Origin of the sequence: Lacihabitans lacunae (assembly GCF_042649125.1) — a bacterium.
GTDB lineage: Bacteria > Bacteroidota > Bacteroidia > Cytophagales > Spirosomataceae > Leadbetterella > Leadbetterella lacunae.
Genome location: NZ_JBHRYQ010000001.1, coordinates 3,954,338 through 3,968,366, shown reverse-complemented (window position 1 = coordinate 3,968,366; position 14,029 = coordinate 3,954,338). Strand labels below are relative to the sequence as shown.

Genomic DNA, 14,029 nt, shown 5'->3' with positions numbered 1-14,029 from the left:
AGCTCTATTGTCTGATATCTTTTAAATCAGTAGATTAGTAATAGCCAAACTATTCAAAAATTATGACAGACCGTAGAGGTTTTATTACAAAAAGCATTTCTGCTGCAGGAGCACTGGTTTTAAACAGTTCTTTCATTTCGCTCCCCAAAGAAAAACTGACTGAACTAAATATAGAAGCACTAAAAAAGACGCCTGAAGCACTTGCCTCCGACGAAGATTTTTGGAGCCAAATGAAACAAGCCTATACGGTTTCACCAAATATCATAAACCTTAACAACGGCGGCGTTAGCCCTGCCCCAAAAGTGGTGCAAGAGTCGCTGGCTAGGCAAAACACCTACGCCAACGAAGCTCCCTCCTACTACATGTGGCGAATCATGAGCCAAGGCAAAGAGCCCCTTCGCGAAAACCTCGCCAAATATGCAGGTGTGTCGCCCGAGGAAATAGCGATTAACAGAAATGCCACCGAGGCTTTGAACACCATCATAATGGGCATGACACTCAAAGCAGGCGATGAGGTTATTTTGAGTAAATATGACTATCCAAACATGCTTCACGCTTGGCGACAAAGAGAACAGAGAGAAGGCATCGTATTGAAATATGTAGACCTAAAACTACCGTCTGAAAGCAAAAACGAGTTAGTGAAAATTTACGCCGACCAAATGACCGCAAAGACAAAAGTGGTGCATGTTACCCACATGATCAACTGGAACGGCCAAATAATGCCCGTAAAAGAAATAGCAGACTTGGCACATAAAAAAAACATAGAGGTAGTGTGCGACGGAGCACATACATTTGCCCATATTGACCACAAAATATCAGACCTAAACTGCGACTACTATGGCACCAGCCTCCACAAATGGCTCTGTGCTCCCATAGGCTCAGGCATGCTTTGGGTCAAAAAAGAACACATCACCAAAATATACCCTTTAATACCAAACGACACGCCGCTCTCTGACGATATTAGGAAATTTGAAAACCTGGGTACCCGCTCATTCCCGATAGAACAGGCCATCGGCGAGGCACTCAATTTTCAGTATTCGATAGGAAACGAACGCAAAGAGGCAAGGCTACGATACCTAAAAGATTATTGGGCAAAAGAAGCCATAAAAATGGAAAGAATCAGATTAAACACTTCGCTCAAATCTAACTTTTCTTGTGCATTGGCACATGTAGGCATTGCAGGTCTAGAAGCCGGCGAAATGGAGTCAAAACTATTTGGAAAATATAAAGTGCATACCTCCCCCACCAAGTGGGAAGCCCTAAATGGCATCCGGATAGCTCCACATATTTATACCAGCACCCGCGATTTAGACAGACTTTTGGATGGATTAAAATACCTCCACACACTATAAAAAAAAACACCCGACAAAAAGCTTGTCGCGTGTTAAAATCTGAATTAACAAAATCATTAAAAATCTAAGAGTGCCTTTAGTTTGTGGTAAATTTCGTTGTTTTGATATATACCTTGAAATAACTCTGAGCCAGGCCCGTATGCAAATACCGGCACCATGGTTCCTGTGTGTTGGTCGGTATTAAACGTAACCTGCACTTTATCGGCAGTCTTTCCTTTTTCTATGGCCGTGGCTCCCGTTTCATGGTCGGCAGTTACTATTACCAATGTATTTTTGTCTTTTTTGGCAAAGTCTAAAGCAATGCCCACTACTTTATCAAAATCTAACTGTTCCATCACCAGCATTTCAGCATTATTTTGATGACCAGCCCAATCAATATACGAACCTTCAGACATCAAGAAAAAACCATCTTTATTTTTACTTAAATACGACAATGCCAATTTGGTAGCATCGGGCAAAAACTCACCTCTACCTTTGTCTTTTGCAGGGTGGTCTAACCTATCTAACAAAAAACCATAACGCTTTTTGGGGTCTAAATTCGTTTTTAAAGAAACCGTATCTAACACAAAACCTTTTTTCTCCATAATCGGAAATAGGTTTTGCCCATCTTTTCTTTCCGTAAAATATTTATATCCTGCCCCTGCAAAAAAATCTACGCCTGAATTTGACAAATCCGTTGCGATTTCCTCAAACATGTCACGGTCTTTTACATGGGCATAAAAACTCGCGGGAGTAGCATGAGTAATGGTACACAAACTTATCAAACCCGTTTTGTAATTCTTTGCCTCAAGCTGCTCTAAAATGGTGGGTAAACTAACGGTGTCTTTAGAAACCCCAATAGCACGATTATACGATTTTTGTCCTGTAGTAAAAGCCGTAGCCCCAGCTGCTGAGTCGGTTACTTTGTGACTTGTAGAAGAGGTTTTACTAAAACCAATATGCTTAAATGTCTCAAAATTAGAGGCTGAATCTTTGAAATAAACCAAAGTAGAAATTTGAGAAAGCCCCATACCATCTCCAATCAAAAAGATGACGTTTTTTGGTTTTTTTTGGGCAAAAACTTGGGTGCTTAAACCCAAAAGTAAAAGAATTTTAAATTTCATGTTGAATAAATTAATAATGCCAAAAGGTCGACATTGACCTTTTGGCAAAAATAGGAAAAAATCAGATAGCTTAATACCCTGGATTTTGAGATAAATATCCTTCTAAATTTGAAGCCCCATCGATAGCCGTCTGCGGTATAGGAAACAACCTTTTGTTTTTATCGGCATTTGTTTTTTCTGTCCATACGCCCTCATATTTTCCAAAACGAACCATGTCAGTCCTTCTCAACATTTCCCAATAAAACTCAAAACCACGCTCTCTGTAAAGCACATCGAGGTTTATAGCTGCCAATGCAGGCGGAGGTGTAGTTATATTTCTAGCCGCTCTCACCGTGTTGAGGTCAGCAAGTGCAGCCGCCGAGTTTCCTTTTCTTAGCTGAGCCTCGGCACGCATCAAAAACACATCGGCAAGTCGCACTATTGAGATATCTGCCATCCCTCTGTTTCTACCCGAATTTGACTCCGTCGAAAACTCGTATTTTTCTACCCTAAAACCTGTGCTGTAGTCAGATCCTTCTGTGGTGAAGTCAATTTTTTCAGTAAAAATCACTTTTTTATCCGGTCTATTTCTATTCAGATTTGCCAGAGGACCCACTTTTATTTTTCCATCCGCACATCTTACAAACACGCCATTTTCTCTTATTAAACCATATTGCTGTCCGCGAAGAATACCCCTATTTATTTTAAAATCGGCATCAGATACGCAAGTACTTAAGCCATCATCGGCTTTTTTGAGGTTGTCTTGAAAAAAACGTGGATCTACTTTTGGGTCAGCGGGTGCATAGGCAGTAGCCCATGTTTGATAAAAATCAGAGGTAATGCCTGGGCCGTCAGTACCATTCGCAGACGGAAAAGCTGGAAGCGGATATTGATCTCCTGAAAGTGAGAAATAGGCCAAACGGTTATGTCCGTTAAGTTCTGGCCTTTGGTCTACCGCAAAAATCAACTCTGTATTATTGTGGTTATTATTTCCAAAAATAGAAAAGTAGTCATTTGACAATTTATAATCAGTCGAGTTTATCACCTTGTCAGCGTATGTAACCACTTTGTCCATATCTTCTGCTGCGAAAGTGAAACTAGCCGCATATCTATCTTTATAAACGGGTGCATTTAAATATAACCTGGCCAACAAACTCCATACGCCTGCTTTGGTTATTCTGCCCGAACCAACTGCATTTCTAGTTTGCAAATTTGGCTCGGCGGCTTCAAATTCAGCTGCGATATAGTCAAATGCAGTCTTTCCTCTCAAAATAACAGAAGGCGTGCCCGGATCGTCTTTTTTAAATGCGATTCCAAAAAGGTCAAAAACCATCAGGTTGTAATATGCACGCATGGCTTTTGCTTCTGCATAATATACCTTGGCGTTTGCGTCTGGATTGTCTTTTAGAGTATTAAGTGCCGTAATGGCCCTCGAAAGTGCCGTTACCAAAGCATTCCAAGTGTTTTTTACGTTTGCACTGTTGCTGTTATAAGTATGTCTGTGCAAGTCCAAGTATATCCCGTTGTCGCCCCAATCTGTACCTCCTCTGTATGGCAATATGGCTTCGTCAGTGCTTATTTCTTGTAAAGCAAAATACGTAGTATGCTGATAAATAGTAGGCAATAAGGCATAAACAGGAGCAATAATGCCGTCTGCGGCTTCTTTGTCAGAAAGTGTAGTGCTAAAGGTCTCGTCTAAAACCTGCTCTTCTAAGTTGGTGCAACTAACTGCCCAAAAACCAAGAGAGAGAGAAAGTATTTTTATGTATTTGTTCATTGTTAAGTTAATTTTTAAAGTCCAACATTTAATCCGAAAATAAACGACTTGGCTTTTGGATACGTCAAATAATCAATTCCATAAGACAAGACTCCGTTTATTGACCTATCTGTATTTACGTCAGGATCATATCCATTATATTTCGAAATCAAGAATAGGTTTTGACCCGTTACCGAAAGTCTTAACGTAGGTACATACTTGCTGATTTTCAATTTTTTAGTATCTACATTATACCCTAGCACCGCATTGTTTAGTCTAAAAAACGCCCCGTCTTTTAAGAATCGGGTTGATATTGGAGCCGAATTACTCAATGATTCTTCAGGGTACATAACCGCCTCGGCAGTTGTGTTTAGCCCTTTTGATAGTCTAAGTTTATAAAAATTCGCATTTGCTGTGTTGTCATACACTTTGTTTCCCGACACACCATTAAAATTCGCAGTAAAGTCAAAACCACTGAAGTGAACCGTACCGTTTAAGTTAAATATTCTGTTTGGCAGTGAGGTGCCGGCGGCAATTCTGTCGTTATCGCCTTCAATGCCATCGCCGTCAGTATCTTTGTATTTTGAAATTCCTTTGTCATCAAAACCTATAAATTCTTTCAAGAAAAATGTTCCGATGGGCTGATTGTTTAAATAGCCATTTATGGTAGCCGAAGTAAGACCCGAACCCGAAGCTGAACCTGATGGAATTACAGAATAAGGCGAGTTAGTTACCTTGTTTTTAATAAAGGTAATATTACCTCCTATTTCGTAGCTAAACTTATTGCTTACATTTTTACGATAATTTAAATCCAATTCTAAGCCTTGGTTTTTGATTCTCATATCGGCCACGTTTGTCCAATAAGTGCCCGCAGGCTGAACCGGGTCAGCGGGTATCACCTCAAGCAAAATATCTTTTGAAACCTTGTTAAAATAATCTACGGCTCCCGAAAGGCTACCAGAAAACAAACTAAAGTCTAATCCAAAGTCTGCCTGAGAAGAAACTTCCCACTGAATATTAGGATTGGCCAAACGTGAATATGTAGTTCCGGCTGGGTAAACGTCGCTTTGTGTAAGCGGATAACTCGAAGTAGAATTTACCGTAGAAGTAAACAAAGCTTGGGTGATTTTAGAAGGAATCTCTTGATTACCCGTTAAACCCCAACCTGCTCTCAGTTTTAGGTCGCTAAAAGCTGAATTTTTAAGAAATTCTTCTTCAGACAATCTCCAACCAAATGAAAACGATGGAAAAACTCCGTATTTGTTATTTGCCCCAAATTTAGATGAGCCGTCTATTCTGACTGTGGCAGTAGCCAAATACTTGTCTGCATATTGGAAATTAACCCTTGAAAAATACGATTGAAGCTCATTTATGACCGCATAACCTGTTGGCTTGTTGTTGGCCAAAGTAAGGTCCTGACCTAAACCAGGATTATACATAGGATCTATACCATTTTGAGGGAATTTATTGATACTAAAGCCTCTGCCTTGCAAGTAAATTCTTTGATACGAATGGCCAGCCAAAGCTGTTGCACTTATTTTGTTTCGCTGAAAAGAATAGGTCAAATAATTCTCAATAAGTCTGTTGGTATTGTTAGTATTTACGTTTTCGTAACTACCTAACTGCAAAGGCTCAGCAAATGGCAAGGTCTGCAAATCTCTTTGCGTATTTGTATAATCTATTCCAAAGTTTAATTTATAAACCAAGCCTTTGAAGAGCGTCAGCGATGGACTAATATTTCCTAAAATACGATTGGTACTCGTCACATCATCTTGTAAGTCAAGCGTCAAAAGTGGATTAGTTCCGTCTTTATAAACAGCTGGTTTACCCGTAACATCGTAAGCTTTATAAGTTGGATTTGCCACCAAGGCACCACCGATCATAGACTGTATGGGCGGACGTTCATTTTTAGTATTGGCAGCACTTAAGTTAACGTCAATACTTAACCTGTCTTCCCACAGTTTTTGATTCAAATTAACCCGAGCATTATATCTATTTAGCTCGCTTCCTTTTAGAATTCCTTGCTGCATTTGTACACCAAAAGAACCAAAATACGTCAACTTATTACTTCCTCCACTCAACGACAGGTTGTGGTTTTGGGTAACCGCTTGCCTCGTAATTTCCTTTTGCCAGTCAGTGTTAGCTCCACCATCTACAAAATCTACCTTTAGTTCTTTCAGTTCAGCCCGAAACTCATCTCCCGAAAAAACTTCAATAGGTCTGGCGATGGTAGAAATACCCACAGAGGTGGTATAGTTTAAGTTAGAAGTCCCAGATTTTCCTTTTTTGGTGGTGATTAAAATCACGCCATTAGCACCTCTTGCACCATAAATAGCGGTAGCAGATGCATCTTTAAGCACATCAATGGCCGCTATGTCTTCGGGATTTAGAAACGTAAGTGGATTTAAAGCTCCACCACTTCCGGAGTTATCAAGAGCAAAACCATCTATTACAAACAATGGCGTACTTCCAGACCGAATACCACCTGGCCCACGGACGTTGATATTCAATGGAGAACCTGGCTCACCACTTGCCGCCGTAATATTTACCCCGGCTACTTTTCCCTGTAGCAGCTGCTCAGGTGAGTTTATAATTCCCTTATTAAAGCTTTCTGACTTTATAGATTTTACTGAGCCCGTCACGTCTTTTGAGCTAGTGCTTCCGTAGCCAATCACCACTAACTCATTTAAACTAGCGGCAGTTGGACTCAAAGACAAATTAATGTTTCGATTACTTCCGACTAAAATTTCCTTTGTTTCAAAACCTATAAAAGTCACCACCAAAATGGCCAATTCGTCTTTTACTCTGATTTTAAAATTCCCATCTGCGTCCGTAAATACTCCGTTAGTAGTCCCTTTTTCTGCCACCGAACAGCCTATTAGTGCCTGGGTAGTACCCGCCTCTGTGATTGTACCTGAAATCTCGATGTTTGCATGTACTGCTTTTGCTTCACCTAACCCAAAGCTGAGCACACAAATCATCGAAAAAACAACTTTGAATAAATGTTTAAGCATTGTTAAAATGATTTTTGGTTTTATGATTTCGCAAAAATAGAGCGAGACCTATGGCCAAGCAGACCCAAAAAACAAGCTTAACGAAGAATTAACCCAAAACCGAAATTCTTAATTATTACATAACAATTACTAAATAGAAACCGAACCTTAGATATGTATTTTCCCGCCATTTTTATTTTCATTATTTAATAATACAAATAGCTGTAGTCGGTTAAAAATCTTTCATTAGTTTTAGGTCAAATAGCTTTTTGACATAGAATAGTATCCCAAATCATTATATTATAGTAGTATGCGTAAGTTTTTAGTTTTTTTGTTTAGTGCTTTTTATTCGGTCGCTTTCGCTCAAAATGAGGTTCATTCTCACAATGACTATGAACAAAATGTGCCGTTTTGGAAAGCATTTTCGGCTGGATGTACATCCATAGAAGCAGATGTAATCTTGTATAATAACGACTTGATGGTTTCGCACGATGTAAAAGGGATAAATGCCCAGAATAACTTTGAGAATCTATATTTAAAACCATTGCATATTATCGCCACATCTGACAAGTATACAAATTTTAACCTTCAAATTTTAATTGATCTAAAAACCGAGGCTGTTGCTACTTTGGCGGTATTGCAAAGCCAAATTGAAAAATATCCAGAACTGATAAATGGAAATTTGCCAACTAAAAAAATCAGTTTTGTTATTTCAGGCAACAGACCCAAGCCTGAGCAGTACGAAAACTACCCTTCGTTTATAAATTTCGATTACCAAACCTTAGATACTTGGCCCAATGACATGAGCAAGGTAGCCTTGGTGAGTGTGCCTTTTTATAAATATAGCAGATGGAATGGCAAAGGCCGATTGACCGAAGCCGATGAAAATAAAATAAAAGAAGCCGTTAGTTTGGCTCATTCCAAAAACAAAAAAATAAGATTTTGGGCTACTCCCGACTCTAAAACCGCCTGGTTTAGCTTGTCGCAGTTAGGTATTGACTACATAAACACCGACCAACCTTTTGAATGCGTTTCATACCTCAAAACTATAGAAGATGGCCTCGTAAAGTCATTTTCTACTACCCAGGCCGAAACAAAAACATGGCAAAAAAGCACTAAAAAGCCAGCTGTAATATTGATGATAGGCGATGGAAATGGTTTAGCACAATGGGCATCAGGTATGTACAGCAGCCTAACACCACTAAATATCACAAAAATAAAAACTATTGGTTTGGTAAAAACGCAGTCAAAAGACGACTTCACTACAGACTCCGCTGCAGGCGGTACAGCGATGGCTTCAGGTCAAAAAACGAAAAATAGATACATTGGAATAGATGAAAACGAGAAAGTGATTCCGAGTATATTTAATTTATTGAAGAAGAAAAATATTTCAACAGGCATAATCACCACCGACCAAATGACCGGAGCTACACCTTCGGCATTTTACGGACATGTGGCAGACCGCGACAGCTCACAAAAACTCGCTGAGCAATTAGTGAATTCAGAAATTGATATATTTATTGGTGCAGGAAAAAGTAAATTCAAAAATTTTGAATGGAAGTCACGGCTGATATTAGACGAGATACCAGTTCAACTTCCCCAAACCAAATCAGAAATCGGAATTTTCGTAATTGATAATAGCCTGCCATACGTAAACCAAGGCAGAGAAAACTATTTAGAAAAAGCGACAAACACAGCCTTAGAATATCTTTCAAAAAAAGAAAACGGCTTTATGCTAATGATAGAAAATGGGCACATAGATGGAGCCGGTCATGACAACAAAGCCAAAGAGTTAGCAGCAGAGGTTATTGAGTTTGACAAAACCATAGGCCAAGTGATGCGATATGTGGATCTAAATCCGGGTACATTGTTGGTTATAACGGCAGACCACGAAACAGGAGGTGTGGTTTTGCCCCATGGATATAAAGATGGAATAGAAATCCAATTTCATTCAAATGACCACAGCGGCATCCCAGTTCCTTTGTTTGCGTACGGCAAGGGCTCCGAAAACTTCGGTGGCATTTATGAAAACACCGCTATTTTTGATAAAATTTTAGAATATTTCGGAAGGAAATAATTAAAATAACTGTGCCTAAATTGGGACAAATTATTAAAAATCTTACTTTTCGAGGTTTTAAAATGATTCAGCTTGTTTTTTTTAAAAGAAAAAAAATCAATGCTTCCTTTTTGAGTGGCTAGTTTACTTTTAAGTTTACAAACTTCTTATTTTCAATAAGTTAAGATATAAAAAACCGCAAGTTTTCAAAAATTTCAAAAATCAACAAACCTATTTTCCATAAAAAAAGGCCTCGAAACAATGTCTCAAGACCTTTCTTTTGTACCGGGGACGGGAATCGAACCCGTACGAGCGATAAGGCTCACAGGATTTTAAGTCCTGCGTGTCTACCAGTTCCACCACCCCGGCGGGTGATATCCCCTTTGAAAAAAAAAGCTCCACTTAGAGTGGAACTTTTGACTTCAGAGCGAAAGACGGGTCTCGAACCCGCGACCTTAACCTTGGCAAGGTTACGCTCTACCAACTGAGCTACTTTCGCGTTTATTAAACTCTGTCGTTTAATGTGGGTGCAAAGATAATAGGAGTTTTTATATTTGTCAAGCGTATTTTAAAAAAATAATTTAAATTTTTATTCTGTCGGTAATTTCAGAAGGCTATCGTATTTTTGCTCAATTATTTACATCGAATGAATAGAATACCAAATTTTTTAAAAAATTCCGACGGATTACTCCCGGCCATCATCCAAGACCCAATTACTGGCAAAGTTTTAATGCAAGGCTACATGAATCAGGAAGCCTTTGACCATACCATCGCCACAAAAAAAGTAACTTTCTTTAGTAGATCCAAGCAAAGACTTTGGACTAAAGGCGAAACTACAGAAAACTACCTTAACCTTGTCGACTACAAAATTGACTGCGACGGCGACTCTATATTAATCAAAGCCACTCCAGATGGCCCAACCTGCCACACAGGTGACGACACTTGCTGGCAAGAAAGCAATACCGGCAAAGTAATGTTTATTGATCATTTGACTAAAATCATAAAAGACCGAAAAAATAACCCTACTGACACTTCATACACGGCGTCACTGTTTAAGAAAGGGATTAATAAAGTCGCACAAAAAGTAGGCGAAGAGGCTGTGGAAATAGTAATTGAAGCCAAAGACGACAACAAGGACCTTTTCCTTGGAGAAGCAGCTGACTTACTGTATCACTATTTGGTATTAATAGAAGCGAAGGATTATACGTTAGACGAAGTTTTAGAAGTTTTAATACAAAGACACCAAGCCAAATGACAAATTACATCGTTAGACTCTTAATCTGCGGCTTAGCCGTGATGGTTATTCCAAATTATTTAAAAGACATATATGTGGATGGCCTGCAAACCAGCATAATTGTAGCACTTGCTATGTCAATTTTAAATGGCTTCGTAAAGCCCGTTTTAAATATCATCGCGATACCGATTACTATCATGACTTTAGGCTTATTTTCTTTAGTTATAACCGTAGTAATGGTTTATATCTGTGATTACCTAATTGCAGGATTTGAGGTGACTGGTTTTTTACCTCCCTTAATTTTTAGCTTTATTCTTTCTATCGTAAATAGTTTAGTAGGAGTTTTTCAGAAAAAATAAACCTTCTATTTCAAAAAACGTTTTCTTAAAAAAAACTCATGAGAATCAGTTTCGCATTCATATTTTTATTGCTTTTAAATAGCTGTTCTTCTTATAGCCCAGTTGAAATCCCTGGCTTTGATAGCGATGCATTCAAAAAGGATAGAGGAGGTTGTAACAATTATAGAATTACCCAATTCGAAACCCTTAAAAAGCAAAAAGACCTTTTATTGGGAGCTTCAGAAAACCAGATTATTCAAACACTGGGAAGATATGACTACCAAATTTTAGACAAGAAAAACCAAAAGGTATTTATCTATTTTTTAGAAAAAGGCCCACAGTGTGAGTTTATTCAAAATCCGACCACATCGGAGGCGATGGTTATTTACTTAAACTCTGTTTCATTAACCAAAGAAGTACTTTTTCAGAAAGGGAATCCTCAATAAAACTTTTAACTTTTCTTGACAACAACATAAAAATGCCCCGAATACAAGAATTATGATTCAAATATTCGGGGCATTTATTTTTAAAAAACTTAAGCTACTTCTTCTTCGATAATTGTAATCTTTTGAATTTTATCTCCTTGACGAATTTCATCTACAATATCAATGCCTTCTACAACTTTACCAAAACATGTATGATTTCTATCAAGATGTTGCGTATTGGTTCGGTTGTGACAGATAAAAAATTGCGAACCACCTGTATCTCTACCTCGGTGAGCCATAGAAAGCACTCCCCTATCGTGATACTGAAGTTCTCCTGTCAACTCACATTTAATGCTATAACCAGGACCACCACCGCCAGTACCGTCTGGATCGCCACCTTGAACCATGAAATTAGGGATAACTCTGTGGAATTTTAACCCATCGTAAAATCCTTTTTTCGATAAATCAATGAAATTCTGAACTGCTATCGGAGCATCCGTATCATAAAATTCAATTACCATTGTTCCTTTATCGGTAACCATTTCTGCTTTTCTCATATCTATATTTAGTTTTTTGTGCAAAATTAAGCATAATACTCATTGGTAACAAAAAATGAGGATTTAGGTTTCGGCATTCTTAATTTTAGCACCACAAATACTTTTTAGTGTATTTCTTGGCTAAAGACACTTATTACCTAACTTTGAATTTAAAAAATTAAGAATCTCAAAATGAATGACATTCAAGTAATTATTTGCGGATTGGGCTATGTAGGGTTACCATTGGCGGTAGCTTTTGGCGAAAAATACTATACATATGGGTATGATGTTGATTCAAACCGGATAGAAGATTTAAAAAATAGGATTGATCGTAACAATCAGCTTACCGCTGATGAAATAAAAAAAGCAAATCTGCTAGAATTTAGCACTAAACTGCCAAATTCTAATAAAAGAAGTATTTATATAATAACAGTACCAACTCCGATAGACAAATTCCAAAAGCCAGACCTAAGTCATTTAGAAAACATTTCTACCAAAATTGGCCAACTTTTAAAGCCAAACGATATTGTGATCTACGAAAGTACAGTCTTCCCGGGTTGTACCGAAGATATTTGCGTCCCTATTCTTGAGCAATATTCAAACTTGATTTTTAATCGCGACTTTACTGTAGGCTATTCTCCCGAAAGAGTAAATCCAGGAGATAAAGTAAATACCTTAAAGAAAATCCGAAAAATAACCTCGGGTTCCACCTCAGAAGCAGCCGAATACATTAACGAACTATATAAATCCATTTTAGAAGTTGAAACACACAAAGCCCCCAGTATAAAAGTAGCCGAGGCAGCAAAAATAATTGAGAATTGCCAGAGAGATGTAAACATATCTTTTATGAATGAACTCTCTCTCCTATTTGACAAGCTTGATATTAACACACAAGCCGTATTAGATGCAGCATCCACCAAATGGAACTTCTTAAATTTTCATCCTGGCTTAGTCGGCGGGCATTGTATTGGCGTTGATCCGTACTATCTATTGCACAAAGCAGAGCAAATTGGCTTTTACCCAAAACTAATCGGAGCTGGCAGATCCATTAACGATGGCATGGCCAAGCATGTAGTAGAAAAAAGTATTAAGTCTATGATGAAAAATAAAATAGATTTAAAAAAGGCCCGAGTTTTGATTTTAGGATATACATTCAAAGAAAATGTAGGAGACACCAGAAACACGAAAGTAAGCGAAATAGGAGACGAGTTTTCAGAGTATCAAATTGATGCTGAAATATTTGACCCAGTTGCGATACAAAAAAACAAGAAGTTCATCCTAAACCCAAATGGCAAGTATGACTTGATTATTTTTGCCGTTAACCATACTGTTTTTGAAAGCATAAATATCGATTTTCACTTAAACCAAACGGGAATTTTATTCAATTTGACAAAAAATAAAAATTTAAAGAACACGATTTCTGATAAAACTTATATTTCATTGTAACTTTTAATCAAAAGCAAAGTCCTAAACCAAAGTATAAAAACTACGGGTTTTGATTTACCTTAAAATCAAAATAGCCTATTAAAATATCTCATTAAAGAACTAAAGCTTATATTTGCAAATCAAGAATCCTGAATTATAAAAAATGTCCGTTTTCAAAGATCCCCTATTAGAAAAAAACACTGTAAAAACCCAAACCACCGCTTGGCATGTGATATACACAAAAGCCAAACACGAGAAAAAAGTAGCTCAATTATTAGCTTCCAAAGGGCTTGAAGCATACTGCCCAATCAAAATCGAACAAAAAGTTTGGTCGGACCGAATTAAGAAAATTGAAACTCCAATATTCAGATCATATTGCTTCGTTAAAGTTTCACAATCCAATTACAGAGAAGTTTTAGAAACACCAGGGGTGGTGAGGTATCTATATTGGTGCGGATCACCAGCTATAGTTCCTGACATAGAAATGACAGAAATAAAAAATTGGATTGAAAAAAATATAAATAAAGAATTTCACTTACAGCAGTTTAAACAAGACGAAATTGTTCAAATCCAATCTGGAATTCTTAAAAATAGAAATGCTCAAATAGTAAAACAAAACGGAAATTCCCTAATTTTGCAAATTAACAGCCTAGGCTTACGAGTAATCTGCAGTTTAGAAGAAACAATTTTAAGTAAAATTTAAAACTTTACTTTCAACACAAACACCTTCAGTAGGTCTCAAAAATTGGGACTGAGAGGGCGAAGCTTTAAATAGGCTTGAATTAATACATTTTCGCAATTACTTTATATTAAGACACTTAGATAATTTCTA

The 14,029-nt window shown here is 37.7% G+C and carries 11 protein-coding genes and 2 tRNA genes; 7 read left to right on the top strand and 6 right to left on the bottom strand.

Annotated features, from left to right (window positions below):
• Nucleotides 1-62: 62 nt before the first annotated feature.
• The gene (locus ACFOOI_RS17015) at nucleotides 63-1,352 is read left to right on the top strand and encodes an aminotransferase class V-fold PLP-dependent enzyme (protein WP_379839234.1); all 1,290 of its coding nucleotides are present in this window, start codon (nucleotides 63-65) and stop codon (nucleotides 1,350-1,352) included.
• Nucleotides 1,353-1,408: 56 nt separating this feature from the next.
• Here the strand turns inward: ACFOOI_RS17015 and ACFOOI_RS17010 are convergent, their stop codons facing one another.
• The 3 genes from ACFOOI_RS17010 to ACFOOI_RS17000 all read right to left on the bottom strand — a co-directional run bounded on the left by ACFOOI_RS17010 (nucleotide 1,409) and on the right by ACFOOI_RS17000 (nucleotide 7,171).
• Nucleotides 1,409-2,455, bottom strand: a complete 1,047-nt coding sequence (locus tag ACFOOI_RS17010; protein ID WP_379839233.1) for an alkaline phosphatase — start codon at nucleotides 2,453-2,455, stop codon at nucleotides 1,409-1,411.
• A gap of 70 nt (nucleotides 2,456-2,525) precedes the next feature.
• Nucleotides 2,526-4,211, bottom strand: coding sequence for a RagB/SusD family nutrient uptake outer membrane protein (locus tag ACFOOI_RS17005; protein ID WP_379839232.1), 1,686 nt, complete (start codon nucleotides 4,209-4,211; stop codon nucleotides 2,526-2,528).
• A gap of 14 nt (nucleotides 4,212-4,225) precedes the next feature.
• Nucleotides 4,226-7,171, bottom strand: coding sequence for a SusC/RagA family TonB-linked outer membrane protein (locus ACFOOI_RS17000; RefSeq protein ID WP_379840229.1), 2,946 nt, complete (start codon nucleotides 7,169-7,171; stop codon nucleotides 4,226-4,228).
• Nucleotides 7,172-7,493: 322 nt separating this feature from the next.
• Between ACFOOI_RS17000 and ACFOOI_RS16995 the strand changes: the two genes are divergently transcribed.
• Complete coding sequence (locus ACFOOI_RS16995; protein WP_379839230.1) at nucleotides 7,494-9,260, top strand: alkaline phosphatase; 1,767 nt, start codon at nucleotides 7,494-7,496, stop codon at nucleotides 9,258-9,260.
• Nucleotides 9,261-9,522: 262 nt separating this feature from the next.
• Here the strand turns inward: ACFOOI_RS16995 and ACFOOI_RS16990 are convergent.
• A tRNA-Leu gene (locus ACFOOI_RS16990) sits at nucleotides 9,523-9,608 on the bottom strand.
• 57 nt (nucleotides 9,609-9,665) lie between these two features.
• A tRNA-Gly gene (locus ACFOOI_RS16985) sits at nucleotides 9,666-9,738 on the bottom strand.
• Between the two features lie 147 nt (nucleotides 9,739-9,885).
• On the opposite strand from ACFOOI_RS16985, the gene hisIE reads away from it, so the two are divergent.
• From hisIE to ACFOOI_RS16970, 3 genes are read left to right on the top strand one after another with little or no spacing between them, the layout of a single operon-like run.
• Nucleotides 9,886-10,494: a bifunctional phosphoribosyl-AMP cyclohydrolase/phosphoribosyl-ATP diphosphatase HisIE gene (gene hisIE / locus ACFOOI_RS16980; protein ID WP_379839229.1), complete on the top strand. Its 609-nt coding sequence runs from the start codon at nucleotides 9,886-9,888 to the stop codon at nucleotides 10,492-10,494.
• Nucleotides 10,491-10,832, top strand: a complete 342-nt coding sequence (locus ACFOOI_RS16975) for a phage holin family protein (RefSeq protein WP_379839228.1) — start codon at nucleotides 10,491-10,493, stop codon at nucleotides 10,830-10,832. The genes hisIE and ACFOOI_RS16975 overlap by 4 nt, the downstream gene beginning before the upstream one ends.
• Nucleotides 10,833-10,870: 38 nt before the next feature.
• Nucleotides 10,871-11,257: a hypothetical protein gene (locus ACFOOI_RS16970; RefSeq protein ID WP_379839227.1), complete on the top strand. Its 387-nt coding sequence runs from the start codon at nucleotides 10,871-10,873 to the stop codon at nucleotides 11,255-11,257.
• 89 nt (nucleotides 11,258-11,346) lie between these two features.
• On the opposite strand, the gene ACFOOI_RS16965 is transcribed toward ACFOOI_RS16970, so the two are convergent.
• Complete coding sequence (locus tag ACFOOI_RS16965; protein ID WP_379839226.1) at nucleotides 11,347-11,793, bottom strand: peptidylprolyl isomerase; 447 nt, start codon at nucleotides 11,791-11,793, stop codon at nucleotides 11,347-11,349.
• A gap of 171 nt (nucleotides 11,794-11,964) precedes the next feature.
• Here ACFOOI_RS16965 and ACFOOI_RS16960 point away from each other — a divergent pair, with 171 nt between their 5' ends.
• Entirely contained in the window at nucleotides 11,965-13,218 is a 1,254-nt protein-coding gene (locus tag ACFOOI_RS16960; RefSeq protein WP_379839225.1) for a nucleotide sugar dehydrogenase, read from the top strand.
• 142 nt (nucleotides 13,219-13,360) lie between these two features.
• Nucleotides 13,361-13,900 (top strand): UpxY family transcription antiterminator, encoded by a 540-nt coding sequence (locus ACFOOI_RS16955; protein WP_379839224.1) that lies wholly within the window; start codon nucleotides 13,361-13,363, stop codon nucleotides 13,898-13,900.
• Nucleotides 13,901-14,029: the final 129 nt, after the last annotated feature.

What these genes read in the sequence shown, in the direction of transcription:
- ACFOOI_RS16965 (WP_379839226.1), bottom strand. Translation starts at nt 11,793, where the DNA reads ATGAGAAAAGCAGAAATGGTTACCGATAAAGGAACAATGGTAATTGAA.
- ACFOOI_RS17000 (WP_379840229.1), bottom strand. Translation starts at nt 7,171, where the DNA reads ATGATTTGTGTGCTCAGCTTTGGGTTAGGTGAAGCAAAAGCAGTACAT.
- ACFOOI_RS17010 (WP_379839233.1), bottom strand. Translation starts at nt 2,455, where the DNA reads ATGAAATTTAAAATTCTTTTACTTTTGGGTTTAAGCACCCAAGTTTTT.
- ACFOOI_RS16960 (WP_379839225.1), top strand. Translation starts at nt 11,965, where the DNA reads ATGAATGACATTCAAGTAATTATTTGCGGATTGGGCTATGTAGGGTTA.
- ACFOOI_RS16995 (WP_379839230.1), top strand. Translation starts at nt 7,494, where the DNA reads ATGCGTAAGTTTTTAGTTTTTTTGTTTAGTGCTTTTTATTCGGTCGCT.
- ACFOOI_RS17015 (WP_379839234.1), top strand. Translation starts at nt 63, where the DNA reads ATGACAGACCGTAGAGGTTTTATTACAAAAAGCATTTCTGCTGCAGGA.
- hisIE (WP_379839229.1), top strand. Translation starts at nt 9,886, where the DNA reads ATGAATAGAATACCAAATTTTTTAAAAAATTCCGACGGATTACTCCCG.
- ACFOOI_RS17005 (WP_379839232.1), bottom strand. Translation starts at nt 4,211, where the DNA reads ATGAACAAATACATAAAAATACTTTCTCTCTCTCTTGGTTTTTGGGCA.
- ACFOOI_RS16970 (WP_379839227.1), top strand. Translation starts at nt 10,871, where the DNA reads ATGAGAATCAGTTTCGCATTCATATTTTTATTGCTTTTAAATAGCTGT.
- ACFOOI_RS16955 (WP_379839224.1), top strand. Translation starts at nt 13,361, where the DNA reads ATGTCCGTTTTCAAAGATCCCCTATTAGAAAAAAACACTGTAAAAACC.
- ACFOOI_RS16975 (WP_379839228.1), top strand. Translation starts at nt 10,491, where the DNA reads ATGACAAATTACATCGTTAGACTCTTAATCTGCGGCTTAGCCGTGATG.